This is a genomic window from Bacteroides sp. RTP21281st1_H5_RTP21281_210402 (assembly GCF_040918965.1).
GTDB classification, from domain to species: Bacteria; Bacteroidota; Bacteroidia; order Bacteroidales; family Bacteroidaceae; genus Bacteroides; species Bacteroides congonensis.
Genome location: NZ_JBCOWR010000007.1, coordinates 88,518 through 108,951, shown reverse-complemented (window position 1 = coordinate 108,951; position 20,434 = coordinate 88,518). Strand labels below are relative to the sequence as shown.

Here is a 20,434-nt window from a genome sequence, read left to right as displayed (position 1 = left end):
AAGAGTAAGCTTGTAATATATTGATAATCAATGTTGTTGTTTGGGTGTGCTACAAGGGGAAAGATAGATGTAACATTGAAAATGAAGATGTTATTTAGGAAAAGAAGCCCGTAACATAATTATGTTTGTAGTTTTATGAGCTGGCATATCTTTGCAGAAAAAGATCAGTAATTCATATTTGATTATAAAGAAAATAAGAGGTATTATGAAGAATACACAGGTAATACAATTAATGTCAATCGTCCGGCTCTCCATATTTATGTTGGGGATAACAATGATGTCATGTAACTCAAAGAAAGAACAACAATTACCGGCTATTGGAAAATCTGTGGCTCTCTTTGATTATTTTTCTTATAAAGGAAATGATGATTTTTATATTTCCAATCCTCTGTCAGATGAAGACTATTTCTATAATCCTATTTTGCCGGGATGGTATTCTGATCCTAGTGTTTGCACAAATGGAGAAGGTGATTATTTCCTGGTAACATCTACATTCACTTATTTCCCCGGTGTTCCTATTTTTCACAGCAAAGACTTGGTGAATTGGAAACAGATAGGGCATGTGTTGAACCGTGCTTCGCAATTAGTGAATATGGAAGGACAGAAAGTGAGTGGCGGTATTTTTGCTCCGGCTATTTCTTATAATCCGTATAACAAGACATATTATATGGTAACAACCAATGTAGGAGCCGGAAATTTCTTTGTTAAGACGCAAGACCCGTTTGGTGAATGGTCGGAACCCGTCATGTTGCCGGAGGTCGGAGGTATTGATCCTTCTTTCTTTTTTGATGAAGATGGTAAGGCATATATTGTTAATAATGATGAGGCTCCGGATAATAAGCCTGAATATAGCGGACACCGTACTATACGTATACAAGAGTTTGATGTGAAAACAGATAAGACGATAGGTCCCCGTAAAATTCTTGTAAACAAAGGAGCTCAACCGGCAGACAAACCAATTTGGATAGAAGGCCCTCATTTATATAAAATAAATGGAAAGTATTTCTTGATGTCCGCCGAAGGTGGAACGGGGAACTGGCATTCAGAAGTGATTTTCCGTGGTGATTCTCCGATGGGTAAATTTCTTCCATGGAAAAACAATCCGATTCTGACGCAAAGACATTTGAATTCTGACCGTCCTAATTCGGTAACCTGTGCTGGCCATGCAGACTTGATTCAAACAAAAGAGGGAGATTGGTGGGCTGTTTTTCTGGCTTGTCGCCCTATTAATAATCAGTTTGAGAATTTGGGACGTGAAACATTTATGATGCCGGTGAAATGGAGTGAAGACGGATTCCCGTACATGACACAAGGCGATGATTTAGTTCCTATGATTGTAAAACGTGAAGGTGCGAAACGCGATACGACAGTTACTTATGGTAACTTCGAGTTAGTAGCGAACTTTGATTCTCCTGTACTTGACATGACTTGGATGACTTTGAGAGCTTCTGCTTCCGATTTATATTCATTGACGGAAACACCCGGATACCTGACCTTGAAGTGTGCAGATATTAGTGCTACGGAAAAGAAAACTCCGGCATTTGTTTGTCGTCGGTTACAACATCATAAATTTGAATGTGCTACACGTATGTTGTTCAATCCTTCTAACGATAAGGAAACAGCCGGAATGCTGTTGTTTAAAGATGAGACACATCAATATTTCTTAGCAGTCAGCAGAGATGACTTAGGTAAATGTATTACTCTCCAAAAGGTTGGAGAATTGGGTGCTGAGCTATTAGTACGACAGGATATTAGGGAAGAAATAAAAGTGATTGATTTAAAAATTATCTCAGAAGGTAATTATTACAACTTTTATTATTCGCTCATGGATGGAAACTGGGAATTGTTACATAAAAATGTGGATGCTAGTTATTTGTCTACATCTATTGCTGGGGGATTTACCGGTACTACTATTGGTTTGTATGCTACTTCGGAAAAATAATTAACCTTTAAATTTAGTATTATGAAATATAAAATTGAGAGTAGTTAGTATAAATAATTTATTTATGAGGCAAATTTAAAAAAAACGAGAATAATATTAATATCTTAAACTAATTGTAATGGAAAATGTAAAGAAACAATTTCAAAAGATTCTCTATCTTTTTCTATTGATGTTGTTGAGTGGCCTGACGGTCTCAGCACAGCGAGGAATCACGGTGAGAGGAACGGTAGAAGATGGTAATGGTGAACCTGTTATTGGTGCTTCTGTTGTTGTAAAAGGCAGTAGCTCAATCGGTACTGTATCTGATTTGAATGGTAATTTTGTATTGACAGTTCCCAGTGATAAGTCGATTCTTGTAGTTTCATTCATCGGAATGAGTTCTCAGGAAGTAAAAGCTACTGGTAAAGGAAAAATAACAGTGGTTTTAAAGGATGATTCTCAAATCCTTGAGGAAGTAGTAATAGTTGGTTATGGGCAACAAAAGAAGGCGAGTGTGGTAGGAGCCATTACACAAACTTCTGCTAAAGTGCTTGAACGTTCTGGTGGTGTATCTGATTTAGGTTCGGCCTTGACTGGTAATTTGCCGGGTGTTGTAACGACAGCTAGTACCGGTATGCCCGGTGAGGAAGATCCGCAAATCAAAATTCGTGGTATGAGTTCTTGGAATAATAGCTCACCTCTGATTTTGGTAGATGGCATTGAACGTCCGATGACCGGTGTTGATATTAGTTCTGTAGAATCTATTTCTGTTTTAAAAGATGCTTCGGCTACAGCTGTATATGGTGTAAAGGGAGCTAATGGTGTTATCTTGATTACGACAAAGCGCGGTCAAGAAGGTAAGGCTACGATTAATGCTGGTGCTAGTATGACATTAAAGTTACCTTCTAAACTACCCAATAAATTGGACTCTTATGATGCATTTATGCTTAGAAACGATGCCGTAGAGTATGAATTGGGGCTTGCTCCGGATTCTTGGAATTATATGATGCCACAGGCGCTTATGGATAAATATCGCAATCCGGCTAATCAGGCAGAGCGGGAAAGATATCCCAATATTGATTGGACTGACTGGATGTTTAAAAACTATGCTTTTGCAGAGAATGTGAATGTGAGTGCAAGTGGAGGTACTAAGTTTGTAAAATATTATGCTGCTATTGACTATCAGCACGAAGGTGACTTGTTTAAAGAATACGATAATGGACGTGGGTATCAGACGACATATGGATATAACCGCATTAATATGCGTAGTAATCTTGATTTTCAGTTAACTAAAACGACCTTGTTAAAAGCGAATATTGCTGGTTCCCACGGTGTGAAACAGGGCCCTCGTACAGATTACGAATACAATATTTGGGGAAGTGCTTATACTACTCCACCGAATGTGTTTATGCCTCGTTATGAAGATGGTACGTGGGGGTATGATCCGATAAATAATGCAAATAATTCTGTAGCAGGATTAGCGTTGGCTGGGCAAAACACTCGGACGACCACCCGTCTGACAACAGATTTCGTATTAGAACAAAAATTTGATTTCCTACTGAAAGGTTTGAGTGCAAAAGCGTCGATTTCTTGGGATAATGTGTTCTTGGAGCAAAATCGTGGTGTGAACTCTACCGATGGTGCATTATACAAATATATCAATCCGGATACAGGTGAAGTAAGTTATAATCCGTCGGTCGGTAGCCATAATTTCGATTTTCGCGAGCAAATAAATTGGAATCCAGAAGGAGGAAGCGTGGATAATGGTGCTACAGAGCGTCATATGTACTATTCGGCACAGATAGATTATAATAATACATTTGGCAAACATACGGTTGGAGCTATGGGATTGTTCAGCCGTCAAGAACGTGCCAAAGGTAGTATTGTGCCACATTACCGTGAAGATTGGGCTTTCCGTTTAACTTATAATTATGCAGACAAATATTTTATAGAATATAATGGTGCTTATAACGGTTCGGATAAGTTCAGTGCCGACAACCGTTTTGCTTTCTTTAATTCAGGTGCTATCGGCTGGATGATTAGCGAGGAAAAGTTTATGAAAAAATTGAAGTTCTTAGATATGTTAAAGGTAAGAGCTTCTTACGGTGAAATCGGTAATGATGAGATTGGAGATGAATGGGACACATCAAGACGTTGGCTGTATATGACTCAATGGAACTTGGGAGGAAATATAAAAACGGGTGCATATAATGTAGATAGTCCCTATACTTTCTATCGTGAGACTACTGTGGGGAATGAAGATATTCACTGGGAAGTGGTTCGGAAGTTTAATTTAGGAGTTGATTATTCCTTCTTTAACGGCTTGGTAGCAGGTAGTGTGGAATTCTTTAAAGATAAACGTACAGATGTCCTAATTAATGGTTCAGATCGTGCTACACCTTCTTATTTTGGAGGAATAACCAAAGCACCGTGGGCTAACTTGGGAAAAGTAAAGAATCAAGGGTATGAAGTAGAAGTTCGTCTCAATAAAGTGTTGAAGAATGGTTTGCGTTTGTGGGCAAATATGAACATGACTCATGCTAAAAATGAGATATTGGAACGGGATGAGGGTGAGCTACTTCCTGAATACCAGAAAAAAGCAGGAAAGCCAATTGGACAAACGTATACCTATGTAGACCATGGTTATACGCAGACAATGGATGATTTATATGGGAGTACACCGTTCGAGTCTGGTGATGATCAGAAATTGCCGGGTACTTTTGCCATTCTTGATTATAATGGCGACGGGGTTATTAATTCCTATGATCAGATTCCTTATGGATATTCTGCCGATCCTCAGAATACTTACAGCGCTTCTGTTGGTTTTGATTGGAAAAACTGGAGTTTCTTTGTTCAATTTTATGGCGTGAATAATGTGACGCGGCAAGTGGTGTTCTCTACATTCGGCAAAAAACAACTGATTGCTTACGATGAAGGTTCACGTTGGACTAAAAACATGACTAATCCGGATGTACCGATGCCACGCTGGGGGTCGACTACAAACGGTTATTATGACGCGGCACGCTATTTCTATGATGGCTCGTATATACGTCTTAAAAATATAGAACTGGCTTACACGTTTACAAAAGGCTGGGTCAAAAGTCTGGGAATATCCAATTTAAAATTATATGTAAACGGTAATAACTTATGGGTGTGGACACGTATGCCGGACGATCGTGAGTCTAATTTTGCTGGAACCGGATGGGCTTCACAAGGAGCATATCCTACGATAAAACGTGTTAATTTTGGCTTAAAATTCACATTATAAAATGATATAAAAATGAAAATATATATACGTACATTAATATACACCACCTTTTTGGCTGCATGTTTAGGTATGACTTCCTGCGAGGATTACTTGGACAAAGCACCTGAAAGTACAGTCTCTTCCGAGGATGCTTTCAAGAACTTTAAGAATTTTCAGGGTTTTACTGAGGAGCTATATTATTGCATCCCTGATTTTGCACATGGATATTGGAATAATTCTTTTAATTGGGGAGAAGATGAGATAATTTCTTTTGGTGTGGATTATCACATGGGATATAAGGTTGATATGGGAGACTTTTGGGGGTGGCAGTCTGAATTTGACGGTTGGCAGTCAGGATGGATGGACCGTTCCAGTACAGAGGCGAATTCATCAGACCGAATGAAAAAATCGATGTGGCCGTTGGCTTGGTATGGTATTCGTAAAACCAATTTAGGATTGGAAAACTTGAGTAAGATGACTGAGTCTACCCAAGAAGAAAAAGATTTGATCGCTGGTCAGCTTTATTTCTTTCGTGCATGGTTTCATTTTGAATTGATGCAGTATTTTGGTGGTCTGCCTTACATCGATAGTGTCCTTTCTTCTTCTGAGCCGTTGAGAAACCCACGTTTAAGTTATCAAGAATGTGCTGACCGTGCAGCAGAAGATTTTCGTCGTGCAGCTGATTTATTACCGATCAATTGGGATAATACTAATGCCGGAAAGGTGACTTATGGAAATAATCAACTGCGTATAAACAAAATTATGGCTTTGGGTTATTTAGGTAAAAATTATCTTTGGGCAGGTAGTCCGTTAATGAATTATGCATCTCAAGGAGGTACTTCTTATAATGCCGATTATTGTAAAAAAGCTGCAACTGCATTTGCAGAATTACTTGATTTAGTTGAAAAGGGACAGACGCAGTATGCATTGGTCGATTTTGAGCATTATTCTGATATATTTTATACATATAAACAGAATTTTATGAATCCAGGCTCTACGGAAGCTATTTTTCAGACCCCTATGTATGATGCATGGATGGGATCAGGATGGTCTTTAGGCCCTCAATTCGTTGCGTCTATGATGGCAGGTGAAACAAATAATGTCTTATTTACTCCAACTGCTAACTATGTGAATTATTACGGTACGGCAGACGGACTGCCGTTGGATGATCCGGATTCTGATTTTGACGAAGAATATCCTTGGCGTAATCGTGATCCTCGTTTTTATCATGATATTATATTCGATGGATTGCAAGTGATACAAAATACCAGTAAATTTAATGCAGAACAAGAAGCGGCAAAAATACAATTTGCTAATTTGTATACAGGTGGTAATTATCGTGACATAGCTAGCCAAAGCCGCACGGGATATCTTCTTCGTAAATTTGTTCCGCTTACAGTGAATAATTATGATGAAGGTCTTCGTGACTATGGAGATGCGCTTACTATTCAGGTCAGTTGGATGCGTTTAGCAGACATCTATTTGATGTATGCTGAATCTGTAGTAAACGGTTATGGTTCACCTACGGCAAATGCTTCAAGCTTGGCATTGACAGCACTGGATGCAGTAAATAAAATAAGAAAACGTGCTGGCGTGGATGATGTTGCTGTAAAATATACTGGCTCTGTAGATAAGTTTATGGGGGAGTTAAGAAGAGAGCGTGCGGTAGAGTTGGCATATGAAGGACATCGTTTTAATGACTTGCGTCGCTGGTTATTACTGAATGAATACCCTTACAATATTAAAACATCTCAAGAGTTTGAACGTGTTGGTGTGTTTGATGAGGCTGATCCTACACAGAATCGTGTAGCAAACTTTAGAGAAGCAACAATATTACAACGTAATTATTCGGATAAACATAACTGGATGCCTTTGAAAACTTCAGATGTAACTATTTATCCTGAATTTAATCAGAATCCGGGCTGGTAGTAATTTCCTTAAACTAATTAAATAGAAAAGAAAAATGAAATATATACGAGTAAAATCCATTTTATGTGTGGTAGTTGCAGCTTCATTCCTATACGCAGAAGCACAAACTCCGCAGGTTGGAGTGCAAGAAGCAAATCCTGATTCGTTGGAAACTACTCAGAAGGAAACTGTACAAGTGGCTTTTCGTAAAGTGAATCAAAATGATTTGTTAGGAGGGGTTTCCTTTGTAAATGTAGAGGAACTTATGAAAAAGAACTACAACACCTATAGTCTTACTGATATGCAAGGTTATGTAGGTGGTTGGAATGGAAGCAGTTTGTGGGCAATGGATAGTTATCTAGTACTAGTGGATGGAGTACCGCGTGATGCTGATAATGTGATGCCTTCAGAGATTGCGCAGATTTCTTTCCTGAAAGGTGCATCTGCAGTAGTACTGTATGGAAGTCGTGCAGCAAAAGGAGTTATCTATATCACTACTAAACGTGGAAAAGTTGGTGGAACAAGTATTGACGTACGTGGTAATACTGGGTTTCACGTGCCCGTCAGTTATCCTAATTACCTGGGATCTGCTGAATATATGACATTGTATAATGAAGCTCGTGCCAACGATGGATTGGATCCTACATATACTGAAAAAGATATCTATAACCATGCTTCCGGTTCGAATCCGTATCGTTATCCCGATTTGAACCTTTATTCTTCAGATTATCTTAAGAAAGCATATAATGAATCAGATGTGACGGCAGAAATATCCGGCGGATCGGAGAAGGCACGTTTTTATACCAATATCAATTTGTATAATGTAGGTTCATTGTTGAAATATGGTGAAGCTGATAAAGATCGCGTCACACGTTTCAGTGTGAGAGGTAACATTGACGTTTCGTTGGGGCAGTATGTAAAAAGTTACGTGAATGCAAATGCTACATTCTACGATGGGCGTGCTGCTAGTGGTGATTTTTGGGGAGCTGCATCTACATTACGGCCTAATCGCTTGTCTCCATTAATTCCTGTTGATTATTTAATGCCAAATGATGAAAATTCGTGGACCATGGTTAAGAATAGTAATAATTTGATCGATGGCAAATATCTATTGGGTGGAACTCAACTCGACCAAACGAATGCGTTGGCAGGTCTTTACGCATCGGGTGTCAATACATTTACTAGTCGTCAGTACCAGTTTGACATGGGTGTTGAGATTGATTTGTCGTCAGTTTTGAAAGGCTTGTCTTTTCAGACAAAGTTTGCTGTAGACTATGCAACTACTTATAATAAATATTATAGTAACAGTTATGCCACTTATGAACCGAAATGGGCTAATGTTAACGGCAAAGATGTAATCATCAGTTTAACTAAGTATGGTGAAGATAAAAAAGATGGTGTACAATATGTGTCCGGTAGTTGGAATCGCCAAACTATAGCTTTCTCAGGACAATTTAACTATAATACGAAGATCGCTGATGCACATAATCTTTCGGCTATGTTGATTGCAGCTGGTTATCAGCAAGGAGAAAGCGGTGTATATCATAAAACGAGTAATGTAAATCTGGGTTTACAAGTTGATTATGATTATTTGAATAAGTATTATGTTAGTTTCGGAAGCGCGTTGGTACATTCAGCCCGCCTGCCTGAAAATAACCGGAATGCATTTTCACCTTCTCTAACATTAGGATGGCGGCTTGGGAAAGAAAATTTCTTGGCTGATTCTTCTATAGTGGATGAATTGATGTTGACAGCTTCAGGTTCTATACTGCATACAGATTTGGATATTGCAGATTATTATATGTATCAGAGTACTTTCAACCAATCAGATGGAGCATGGTGGGGATGGGCAGATGGAAATCAAAGTCATGCTACAGAGTCGAAAAGAGGTATGAATAATGATCTATCTTTTATTAAACGTAAAGAGTTTAGTGTTGGCTTACGTGGAGCTTTGTGGAAAAAGTTAATATCTTTTGATGCATCTTTCTTTGCGAACACTATGGAAGGAATGTTAGTACAACCTTCAACAATTTATCCTAGCTATTTTAAGTCATACTGGCCTGAAAGTACATTGATTCCTTATGTAAACTATAACAACAGCAGCCGCACCGGATTTGACCTAGCTTTGAATTTTGAGAAGAAGATTGGGAATGTAAACGCGAATTTGGGTATGACTGGTACATATTATACTAATAAACATACGCGTGTAGATGAATTGTATGCCGATGAATATCGTTATCATAAAGGGCGTCCTACAGATGGTATATGGGGATTACGTACAGATGGTTTCTATCGTGATGAAGCGGATATTGCCGCATCTCCTTCTTCTTCTTTTGGAGAAGTAAAACCTGGTGATATTAAGTATATTGATCAGAATGGTGACAATGTAATAGACGAGAAAGATGAAGTTTACTTGGGTGAGCGTTATGGTTGGCAGGGAGCACCTTTCACAATGGGAATAAACTTGACACTCAAATGGAAAAATCTGACTTTTTTTGCGTTAGGAACCGGATATTTCGGTGCTTCAGCTATGAAGAACAGTGATTATTATTGGGTGTATGGTGATAAGAAATATTCGGAAGTTGTGAGAAACCGTTGGACTCCTGAAACTGCTGAAACGGCGACCTATCCTCGTTTGACTACCTTGAGTAATACCCACAATTTCCGTAATTCGGATTTCTGGATGTATAAAACGAATAGGTTTAATCTTGCTAAGATACAGGTAACTTATGATCTTCCCAGCTTCCTGTTCCGTGGTTCTTTTGTCCGTAGTTTGTCTGTTTATGCTTATGCTTCAAACTTATTGACAATATCTAAAGAGCGCGAAATATTGGATTTGAATACCGGCTCCGCTCCCCAGAACCGATTCTATAATCTAGGCTTTAAAATAGGTTTCTAATAATGTACATTTTATACATAAAAGAATAATCTTATGAAAGAGATAATAACTATTATAATTGCGGCTTTCCTGTTGGTTGGGTGTGATGATTTATTTTCACCGGCAATAGAAAATAATAAGCAAGTGAGCGACGGAAAGAACGATCCTCTTTTCGCAGAAGGCATTTTAGCAAATGCTTATACGCGAAATCCATATAATTCGCAGTCATTTAATGATGTGGCAACTGATGATGCGGTAACAAATCAAACAGATAATAGCTATCTGAAAATGGCTACTGGTTCGTGGACCTCCAATAATAATCCTATGGAACAGTGGTCCTCATGTAAAGCAGCAATTCAATATATTAATTTGTTTTTGGAAGAAGTCGACGAAGTTTCGTGGGTAGACGATTCATTGGTTAATTCCTTATTTTGCGATCGTTTAAAAGGAGAGGCATACGGATTACGTGCTATGTTTATGTTTTACTTGTTGCAGGCTCATGGCGGTTGGACGGCAGACGGAAAATTGTTAGGTGTTCCTATCGTTAATAAGGCGGAAAATGTAAGTGATAATTTCAATTATGCCCGTAATAGTTTTGATGAATGTATTCGTCAGATTTATGACGATGTTCAAATGGCAACAGATTTATTACCGTTGGATTATGAAAATATAGCTTCGGATGCTCAGGTGCCGGAGAAGTACCGTTTGAAAGGAACGTCAGTCAGCCAATATAATCTTGTGTTCGGTGAGATTTTCCGTATGCGCATGAGTGCTCGTATAGCAATGGCTTTTCGTGCTAAAGCTGCTTTGTTGGGAGCTAGTCCGGCGTTTGCTGATGGGACTACGGTGACATGGAAAGAGGCCGCAGATTATAATGGTGAGTTACTCGATCTAATCGGGGGAGTTTCCGGACTTGCTTCAAATGGTAATACCTGGTATAAAAATGCAGATGAAATAGCTAATCTTGGAGCAGGAGCGAATCCCAATGAGATGCTTTGGAGGAACAGCAAAGATGCTACGGCTTATGAGCTGGAACAAGCGCAGTTCCCACCTAGTTTATATGGTAGCGGGCAAATAAACCCGACACAAAACCTGGTAAATGCCTTTCCTATGGCGAATGGATATCCTATCACAATGGACGAAGCTAATTATAACGAGAACAATCCTTATGAGGATCGTGACCCACGTTTGAATCTTTATGTTGTTGTAAATGGAAGTAAGGTTGGGATCGATGAGAAAGTGATAGATACCAGTGTAGATAATACGACTGATAATGACGGGCTGAACAAGGAGAATAATCATTCTACCCGTACCGGATATTACCTTCGAAAGCATTTACGTGAGGATGTATATCTTAGTTCTACTAGCCAAAACGGTCAACCGCATTATAGTCCTCGTATTCGTTATACTGAAATTTTCCTCAATTATGCAGAAGCTGCAAATGAAGCGTGGGGACCAACAGGAACAGGAGGACATGGATATTCAGCCTATGACGTGGTGAAAGCTATCCGTAAAAGGGCCGGAGTGGGTGCTGATAACGGTGATGCATATTTAGAGAGTATTAAAAATGACAAGGATAAAATGCGTGAATTGATTCGCAATGAACGTCGTTTGGAATTGTGTTTCGAAGGATTCCGTTTTTGGGACTTACGCCGTTGGAAAGTCAGTTTGACTGAACCGGCTAAGGGAATACGTATCAGTCAAGGCAATTATACGGAATTCACGGTTGAGAATCGTAATTATGCAGATTATATGAATTATGGCCCGATACCTTATACTGAAGTGTTGAAGTTCGACGAACTGAAACAAAACCAGGGTTGGTAATTAAATTTTAAAACTTAAAGATATAAGAAAATGAAAAAGTTATATTATATATTCTCAGTAATTTCGTTGATGTTCTTTTCTGCTTGTGAGAATCAAGATTGGTCTTTTCCGGATTATGGAAAAACGACAGTTTACTTCTCTTATCAATATCCCATTAGAACAATTGTGCTCGGCAATGATGAGACATTTGACAACACGGTTGATAATCAACATAAATGTATAATTAAAGCAACGATGGGAGGTGTATACGAGAATAGTACAAATCCTACAGTAGACATTAGTGTTGTTAATTCGCTATGTGATAATTTGAAATTTGAGGGTGGTGGAAGCGTGCTTCCAATGCCTTCTGAATATTATAAATTATCTTCCGATAAGATTATCATTCCGAAAGGAGAGATAAGTGGAGGAGTGGAAGTGTGGCTTACAGATGCCTTTTTTGCCGATCCGAAATCAATTGAAACAACTTATGTAATTCCTTTAGTCATGTCGAATGTACAGAATGCTGATGCTATTTTAACAGGTACGCCCAATGTCGATGAACCGAACCGCTGTGTAGGTAGTGATTGGAGTGTACTTCCGAAGGATTATATTTTGTATGCTGTGAAATATGTAAATCCGTGGGACGGGATTTATCTGCGACGGGGAGTAGATATTGTCACTGTAGGTGGTGTTACAACGACCGTAGCTCGTCATCAGCAATATGTAGAGAATGATGAAGTATGCGAGTTTTCAACTATTTCTTTGAATAAGGCAGGATGGACTTGGGGTACAAATGACCAGGAGTGTAATTTGATTCTGACTTTCAATGAAAATAATGAATGTACTCTTTCTTCCGATACTCCCGGATGCAATGTCTCCGGCAGTGGGAAATATGTGGAAAAAGGAGAGAAAAATTCTTTCAATAATAAAGATCGTGACGTATTATATTTGGATTATACGGTTGATTTGGGAACTACAACTTATGCTACCAAGGATACTTTAGTAATGCGTGACCGTCAGGTGAAAGCTGAATGGTTCAAAGTTGTAAAAGAATAACTTAAAACATGGAAAAGATGAAACGATATATGAAACTACTTTCGATGATTGCTTTAGGGCTGTCTATAGGATCGTGTGTGGACGATGCTGTATTACCGTACGAAGTGCAGAAACCGGAAAGTATTGCCCAGTATGAGTACTTGAATGCATACGATGTTCTGAAATCTTATATAGATCGTTCTAAGTACCCCAATTTCAAATTGGGGACAGGAATAACTGCAAGCGATTTCAATAAAAAAGGGATTGCCTATGAGTTAGTGACTACCAATTTTGATGAGATGACAGCAGGAAATGCAATGAAGTATGCGTCTTGTGTATCAGATGAAGGAACTATGAATTTTAATACTGTAAGTGATTTCGTTCAGACAGCAAAAGAGGCAGGTATTACAATTTATGGACATACATTGGCATGGCATGCACAGCAAAATAATAAATATCTTAATGGTTTGATTGCTGATAAAGTGATTCCTGTTGATCCATCTACTGCAAATCATTATTTATCAATGCATCAGGATACTAAAGCTAATCCGTGGGATGGACAGGTATATTATACATTACCAAGTGGGGCTGTTTTGTCACAAGATACTGAATATACTTTGGCTTTTAGAGCTAAGGCATCAACTCCGTTTAATTTTCAATTGTGGTTGATGACTATGTCCTCTGTAGACACTACTATTAATGGAGGGACACAAATAGGAACGGAATGGAGTGATTATTCTTTTTCATTTAGCGTTTCGGCAACAGATGCAAATACTATAAAGTTTGTAGTGGGAGAATTGGAGGGTGATTTTTGTGTTGATAATGTTAAACTAACTGCTGCTAGTTCTGATGAGAATTTAATTAAGAATGGTGATTTTGAAGAGGAAAATTTATTTAATTGGGAGAAGTATAGTTGGCATGCTGTAACTTATGCTATTGCTACTGATACAGAAACCAGTGGTAATGCAGGTTATTGTCTTAAACTGACAAATGAAACAGCGAAGCCTAATAATTATAGTTCTCAAGCTTGGTATAAATTAGAAACGTTTCTGAAATCAGGAGTTGAATATACTTTTACTTGCATGGCAAAAGCGACAGGAGCATATGATGTGGCGGTATTCCTTCAATCTACTGTCGGAGGTGAACAAGGCTATTTCCCAAGTTTGGCTGTTGGGACTTCATGGAATAAATGCAGTATATCAATTACTCCGGGTAAAGAGGATTACTTTGATAAATTAACTTTGAATTTTGGAGATTTTGCTGGAACGATCTTGCTTGATAATGTGAAACTTGTTGAATCAGGTTCTGATGAGAACTTGATTTCCAATAGTGATTTTGAGGCAGCCAATATTGAAGGATGGTCTAGTTGGGACGGCTATGAATCTTTATCGGCCAATGGCGAAGGATATTCTACTGGTGAGCAAGTAGAAGAAATGCCGGCTGAGGAAAAGAAAGCTAAACTGACAGAGGCTATGGAAAATTGGATTCAAGGTATGATGCAGGCGTGTGGAGGTTATGTGACAACTTGGGATGCTGTGAACGAAGCTCTCTCTGGAGGAGACAATAATGGAGACGGAGTTTACGATTTGCAGTCTGCAACTCGCGGAACTGTATCTGCAGAAGATGCAAAAAATAATTTCTATTGGCAAGATTATTTGGGTGATGTAGATTATGTTCGTATAGTAGTCAGACTTGCCCGCAAATATTTTGAAGAAACCGGAGGGAATCCATCAGATTTGAAACTCTTTATTAATGATTATAATCTGGAATCTGATTGGGATGATAATGGAAAGATGAAGAGTATGCTCAAATGGATTGAACGTTGGGAAGAAGATGGCATAACCAAGATTGACGGTATAGGCACTCAAATGCATGTGTCATGCTATATGGACCCTATGACGCAGAAAAGTAAAGAAGACCATATTGTGAAGATGCTTGAATTGATGGCGTCAAGCGGAAAATTGATAAAAATATCAGAATTGGATATGGGAGTAGTAGGTACGGACGGTATCGACGTGAAAACAGAAGATATCACTTTTGAACAGGAACAAGCTATGGCTCAATATTACAATTTTATTGTGCGGAAATATTTTGAGATTATTCCGGTTGCACAGCAATACGGTATTACTCATTGGAGTCCGACAGATAGTCCTGCAAATTCTGGCTGGCGTGCAAATTCACCTATTGGGCTGTGGAATCTCGAGTATAGTCGCAAGCCCGCTTATGCAGGTTTTGCCGATGGATTGGCTGGAATAAAAAGTGATATTATCGAAGCAGAGTAGTATTTAAGGTAAACTCGTATGTAGGATAACTGATAGCGGGGAACATCCGGTAGTGTGATGAACCCCGTTTGTTATTCTATTAAATAGAAAATTATGAGAAACAAGTTGAATTTATTGATGCTCATAATCTTTATGAGCATGTTATATGCCTGTTCGGATGATGCAGTGATAGTGTCGGAAGAGGTTCCAGAGATTCCGAAAAAAACGGATGCTGAAGAGCCGGATGTCTCGGGGTTGCCTCGTCTGCGAGTTGTAGGACGCTATTTGAAAAACGAAAGGGGAGAGAGTGTCAATTTACATGGATTCGCTCAGACCTACAGTCCTTTCTTTAATCAAAATTCATGGAACAATTATGATGTGTCAGGTTGTTTACGTTATAATCAGGGACTGATAGACAAGATGCTTGATAAAGGTTGGAGAATGAATTTTATTCGTTTGCATATGGACCCCTATTGGAGTGACGATCCGACTCAGGAGTCTGTACGTTACGAAGGGCATGAACGATTCTCTCCAGTACGTTTTGAAAAATATCTGAGTGAAGTGTTTATACCCATGGCAGAATATGCCATTCGCAAGGGTTTGTATGTTGTAATGCGTCCGCCTGGAGTATGTCCGGAAAAAATAGCTGTAGGAGATGATTATAACCAGTATCTTGAAAAAGTGTGGAGCATAGTGTCGAAACATCCTAAGATTAAGGCTAATTCCGGTATAATGTTTGAATTAGCTAACGAACCGATAAACATCCTTGGTACTGATGGTACTTATGGCAGTAATAGACAAGTATATTTTGATAACGCAAAAAAGTTCTTTCAGACTATTGTTGATAAAATACGGGTGAATGCAACAAATATCATATGGATTCCGGGATTATCTTATCAGTCTTCTTTCAGTGGGTATGCAACTAATCCTGTGGAGGGTGATAATATTGGTTATGCAGTACATGCGTATCCGGGTTGGTATGGTAGTGATGCAGAAGAACCTAGTGCAGAGCTTGGTGGAGTGACGGGTGGTGGATATGAGAGCTTTCAGCGTGGTTGGAATGCGCAAGTTCAACCGATAGCTGATATTGCTCCGGTAATGGTCACGGAGATGGATTGGGCACCTGCCAAATATGATTCTTCTTGGGGAAAAAGTATAACGGGAACTGTAGGTGAGGCAGGATTTGGAGCTAATTTTAAGTATATTGCCGATAATACAGGCAATGTGAGTTGGTTGGTTTTTACGGATTGTAGTTTACTGGCACAATTTAAAGATGAAGAAGGACTTCCGGGAGCATATACTTTTCTGAATGATCCGGAAGCCTGTCCTTGGCCTGTGTATCATTGGTTTAAAGAATATGCAAGTGAAGAGGTGACTGAAAGTGAAATAACAGAACTTGAGATTGTTGGTGTAAAAGGGTATGTCGATATTTTGACAGGAAGTGACAGATTTTTGGTCGTAAAGGCCCTTTATGCGGATGGGCACCAACGTATGGTGACAAATGAAGTAACCTACAACAGTACTAATCCATCAATAGTAAAAGTGGAGGCTAATGGAAGAATAGTTGCATTGAAAGATGGCACATCTACTGTGACTGTTAACTACACTTCACAACAAGGTAGTAGAGCAATTAGTTTGGAAGTTCATGCTACGACATTCCCACTGACTGAGAAGGGGTTTGACGCTTCTATTTGGGAAACAGGTACATTTGATGAAAGTACGAAAACACTGGTGACGGGTAATTATGGCTTCGGTGGTTGGCAATACAGTAATGGTCTGGACTTGTCGGGATATAGACAATTGGTTGTAGAAATCGGAAATGACAACGATTGTAGTGCATCGTTCCGTTTGTTTGATGTGAATAATTACTGGTCGAATCCTGCAGTATATGATTTTGGTAACTCACGTCGCATTATGGTGGACTTGAACAATATGCTTAATAATAATCAAGAGAAACTGGATCCTTCTCATCTATATATTATTGGTTTTTGGACGGTAGGAGGTAAGCCATTGGTGATAGAGCGGATTTCTTTAGTTGAATAACAAGATATATATTAATTGTTAGATGAAAAAGATTATTTTATTAAGTTGTCTATTGTGTGCAGGCATATTTGCCTTTGCACAAGACCCTAATTTCCATATTTATCTTTGTCTTGGACAATCCAATATGGAAGGAAATGCAAAGATTGAAGCGCAGGATACGTGCAATGTCAATGAATGCTTTCTGATGATGGCGGCTGTTGATTGTCCGTCTTTGGGACGCGTCAAAGGACAGTGGTATAAGGCTGTTCCTCCGTTGGTACGTTGCCATACAGGGTTAACACCGGCCGATTATTTCGGACGTACGTTAGTGGAAAGGTTGCCTGATAATATTAAGGTAGGTGTCGTCAATGTAGCTGTTGGTGGTTGCAGGATTGAGCTGTTTGATGAGGAGAATTGCGAAGAGCATATTGCCTCTCAACCGGAATGGCTGAAAAATACCGCGAAAGCGTATGGTAATAATCCTTACCGCAGACTAAAAGAATTGGCTGTAGAAGCTCAAAAAGCCGGTGTGATTAAAGGTATCCTCTTGCATCAGGGCGAGTCTAATACCAGTGATAAAGAGTGGCCTCAAAAAGTAAAGAGAGTCTATGAGAATCTGTTGAGGGATTTGAATCTTCAGGCAAAGGATGTTCCCTTACTGGCGGGAGAAGTGGTGCATGCCGACCAGAATGGCAGATGTGCAAGCATGAATGAGATAATCAATACGCTGCCGCAAGTGATTCCGACCGCATACGTGATTCCTTCTTCGGGCTGTCCTGCCGCAGAAGATAATTTGCATTTCACGGCAGAAGGATACAAGAAATTGGGAGTTCGGTATGCCGAGAAACGACTCATTTTGTTAGAGAAAGAACCAAACTCCGGGATTACTACTGAACCGGCATCCACTAATATTCCGGGATATGACTATCCCCGGGTGGATAAAGAGGGGCGTGCTCATTTTCGTTTCTATGCTCCGCAGACTAGCAGGCTACAGGTGGATTGTTGCGGAAAGAAGTATGATATGTGGAAAGATGCCGGAGGACTCTGGACAGCAACGACCAACCCTCTGCCTGTAGGATTCCATTATTATTTCCTGATTGCAGACGGGGTGTCGGTAACAGATCCTTCCAGTTATACGTTCTTCGGTTGTTGCCGTATGGCAAGTGGCATCGAAATCCCTGAAGGTGAGGAGGGGAATTATTATCGTCCTCAACAGGTACCTCACGGGCAGGTTCGTTCCTGTACGTATTACTCCGAAACGCAGAAAGAGTTCCGTCGGTGTATGGTATATACGCCGGCAGAGTATGAAACTCATCCGAAGAAGCGCTATCCGGTATTGTATCTGCAACATGGCATGGGTGAAGATGAAACCGGCTGGAGCACGCAGGGAAAGATGAATCATATTATGGATAATTTGATTGCATCCGGCAAGTGTGTGCCGATGTTGGTAGTGATGGATAGCGGAGATGTGGAAGCTCCGTTCCGGGCGCGTCCCGGAAAGGATATAAATGAAGAGCGGGCTCTGTATGGTGCAACTTTTTATGATGTTATCCTGAAAGACTTGATACCTATGATAGACCGTACGTTCCGCACCAAGACCGACCGCGAACATCGTGCAATGGCAGGATTGTCGTGGGGAGGACACCAGACTTTTAATACTACACTGCCCCACCTAGACAAGTTCTCTTATATAGGGAGTTTTAGCGGAGCAATTTTCGGATTGGATATGAAAACTTGTTTTAACGGAGTATTTTCCGATGCGGACAAGTTCAATAAGAAAGTGAATTATTTCTTTCTCGGCTGTGGCACGGAGGAACAAATGGGAACAAAGAAAATGGTAGAATCACTTCGTGAATTGGGTATCAAAGTCGATTATTATGAATCAAAAGGTACGGGACATGAATGGTTAACTTGGAGACGTTGCCTGAAAGAGTTTCTTCCAAACCTGTTTAAACATTAAATAATATGAATATGAAACTTAAACAAGCTGCGGCAGTATTGCTGTTTTTAGGGATATTGCCACATCGTTTATCTGCGCAAAACCCGATTGTGCAAACTTGCTTTACTACAGACCCGGCTCCTATGGTGCACGACGGCACCTTGTATGTGTATACGGGACACGATGAAGACAAAGCGGATTTTTTCTGGATGCAGGAATGGCGCGTGTATTCTACCAAAGATATGGTGAACTGGACCGATCACGGCTCTCCTCTTGCCATCGAATCATTCGACTGGGCGGACGACCGTGCCTGGGCAGCACAATGTGTAGAGCGTAATGGTAAGTTTTATTGGTATGTCTGCCTGCATTCCAAACTTTCCAATACGATGGCAATCGGTGTGGCGGTAGGCGATTCGCCTGTCGGTCCTTTTAAAGATGCCATCGGCAAACCGCTTCATGACGGAAGCTGGGACTATATTGATCCTACGGTCTTCATTGATGATGACGGTCGTGCTTATTTGTATTGGGGAAATCCGAATATCTATTATGCAGAACTGAATGACGACATGATTTCCTTGAAAGGTGAAGTGGGCAAACTGGAACAGACTGTTGAGAGCTTTGGTGCACCCAATCCGGAAAAACGTGTCAAAGGTGTTAAGTATAAAGATACTTATACAGAAGGTCCATGGCTTCATAAACGGGAAGGAAAATACTATCTTCTTTATGCTGCCGGAGGTGTACCCGAACATATTGCCTATTCCATGAGTGACGGACCTCTTGGCCCGTGGAAGTATATGGGAGAAATCATGCCTTTACAAGATACGGGTTCGTTTACTAACCATTGTGGAGTGATAGACTATAAAGGCAATTCTTATTTCTTCTATCATACGGGTAAACTGCCGGGTGGTGGAGGCTTCGGGCGAAGTGCGGCGGTGGAGCAATTTAAGTATAACGCTGACGGCACTTTCCCGATTATTAATGCTACCTGGGAAGGGGTGTCACCGGTAGGTACGCTCAATCCTTACGAAAGGGTGGAAGCTGAAACTATTGCGTTTTCTGAAGGTGTGAAGTCCGAGCCAAATGTGAAAACCGGTATATATATATCTGAAATTCATAATGGAGATTATATAAAGGTACGTGAAGTGGATTTCGGCAATAAATCCCCCAAACGGTTCACTGCTACCGTTGCCAGTGCCCTTCGTGGCGGAACACTTGAAGTACGTACAGACAGTATAAGCGGACCATTAATTGCGGAACTGACTATTCCTTCAACGGGAGGTTGGGAATGCTGGAAAACATTGCAGACTGATATTGTAAAACCGGTCACAGGAATACAAGATATTTATTTTGTATTCAAAGGACGTAAAGGCTGCAAACTGTTTAACTTTGATTGGTACAAGTTTAACAGATAAACATGCTA

At 39.9% G+C, this 20,434-nt stretch carries 10 protein-coding genes; all 10 read left to right on the top strand.

The window, feature by feature from the left end:
- Positions 1-205: 205 nt before the first annotated feature.
- The 10 genes from AB5443_RS12170 to AB5443_RS12125 all read left to right on the top strand — a co-directional run bounded on the left by AB5443_RS12170 (position 206) and on the right by AB5443_RS12125 (position 20,426).
- Complete coding sequence (locus AB5443_RS12170) at positions 206-1,942, top strand: glycoside hydrolase family 43 protein (protein ID WP_277132673.1); 1,737 nt, start codon at positions 206-208, stop codon at positions 1,940-1,942.
- A gap of 118 nt (positions 1,943-2,060) precedes the next feature.
- Entirely contained in the window at positions 2,061-5,189 is a 3,129-nt protein-coding gene (locus AB5443_RS12165) for a TonB-dependent receptor (RefSeq protein WP_277132671.1), read from the top strand.
- 12 nt (positions 5,190-5,201) lie between these two features.
- Positions 5,202-7,097 carry a RagB/SusD family nutrient uptake outer membrane protein gene (locus AB5443_RS12160; RefSeq protein WP_277132669.1) on the top strand — a complete coding sequence of 632 codons (1,896 nt, stop codon included), beginning with the start codon at positions 5,202-5,204 and terminating at the stop codon, positions 7,095-7,097.
- A 34-nt stretch (positions 7,098-7,131) separates the two neighbouring features.
- Entirely contained in the window at positions 7,132-9,975 is a 2,844-nt protein-coding gene (locus AB5443_RS12155) for a SusC/RagA family TonB-linked outer membrane protein (RefSeq protein WP_277132667.1), read from the top strand.
- Between the two features lie 33 nt (positions 9,976-10,008).
- Positions 10,009-11,778: a RagB/SusD family nutrient uptake outer membrane protein gene (locus tag AB5443_RS12150; RefSeq protein WP_283139969.1), complete on the top strand. Its 1,770-nt coding sequence runs from the start codon at positions 10,009-10,011 to the stop codon at positions 11,776-11,778.
- Positions 11,779-11,808: 30 nt separating this feature from the next.
- The gene (locus AB5443_RS12145; RefSeq protein WP_277132661.1) at positions 11,809-12,813 is read left to right on the top strand and encodes a DUF5627 domain-containing protein; all 1,005 of its coding nucleotides are present in this window, start codon (positions 11,809-11,811) and stop codon (positions 12,811-12,813) included.
- Positions 12,814-12,821: 8 nt separating this feature from the next.
- Positions 12,822-15,074, top strand: coding sequence for an endo-1,4-beta-xylanase (locus tag AB5443_RS12140; protein ID WP_338127991.1), 2,253 nt, complete (start codon positions 12,822-12,824; stop codon positions 15,072-15,074).
- A 93-nt stretch (positions 15,075-15,167) separates the two neighbouring features.
- Positions 15,168-17,096 (top strand): cellulase family glycosylhydrolase, encoded by a 1,929-nt coding sequence (locus AB5443_RS12135; protein WP_277132659.1) that lies wholly within the window; start codon positions 15,168-15,170, stop codon positions 17,094-17,096.
- Between the two features lie 22 nt (positions 17,097-17,118).
- A complete protein-coding gene (locus AB5443_RS12130) occupies positions 17,119-19,035 on the top strand; it encodes a sialate O-acetylesterase (protein WP_368113594.1) in 1,917 nt (638 codons plus the stop codon).
- Between the two features lie 11 nt (positions 19,036-19,046).
- Complete coding sequence (locus tag AB5443_RS12125) at positions 19,047-20,426, top strand: glycoside hydrolase family 43 protein (RefSeq protein WP_289782991.1); 1,380 nt, start codon at positions 19,047-19,049, stop codon at positions 20,424-20,426.
- Positions 20,427-20,434 lie beyond the last annotated feature (8 nt).

What these genes read in the sequence shown, in the direction of transcription:
- AB5443_RS12170 (WP_277132673.1), top strand. Translation starts at nt 206, where the DNA reads ATGAAGAATACACAGGTAATACAATTAATGTCAATCGTCCGGCTCTCC.
- AB5443_RS12165 (WP_277132671.1), top strand. Translation starts at nt 2,061, where the DNA reads ATGGAAAATGTAAAGAAACAATTTCAAAAGATTCTCTATCTTTTTCTA.
- AB5443_RS12160 (WP_277132669.1), top strand. Translation starts at nt 5,202, where the DNA reads ATGAAAATATATATACGTACATTAATATACACCACCTTTTTGGCTGCA.
- AB5443_RS12155 (WP_277132667.1), top strand. Translation starts at nt 7,132, where the DNA reads ATGAAATATATACGAGTAAAATCCATTTTATGTGTGGTAGTTGCAGCT.
- AB5443_RS12150 (WP_283139969.1), top strand. Translation starts at nt 10,009, where the DNA reads ATGAAAGAGATAATAACTATTATAATTGCGGCTTTCCTGTTGGTTGGG.
- AB5443_RS12145 (WP_277132661.1), top strand. Translation starts at nt 11,809, where the DNA reads ATGAAAAAGTTATATTATATATTCTCAGTAATTTCGTTGATGTTCTTT.
- AB5443_RS12140 (WP_338127991.1), top strand. Translation starts at nt 12,822, where the DNA reads ATGGAAAAGATGAAACGATATATGAAACTACTTTCGATGATTGCTTTA.
- AB5443_RS12135 (WP_277132659.1), top strand. Translation starts at nt 15,168, where the DNA reads ATGAGAAACAAGTTGAATTTATTGATGCTCATAATCTTTATGAGCATG.
- AB5443_RS12130 (WP_368113594.1), top strand. Translation starts at nt 17,119, where the DNA reads ATGAAAAAGATTATTTTATTAAGTTGTCTATTGTGTGCAGGCATATTT.
- AB5443_RS12125 (WP_289782991.1), top strand. Translation starts at nt 19,047, where the DNA reads ATGAAACTTAAACAAGCTGCGGCAGTATTGCTGTTTTTAGGGATATTG.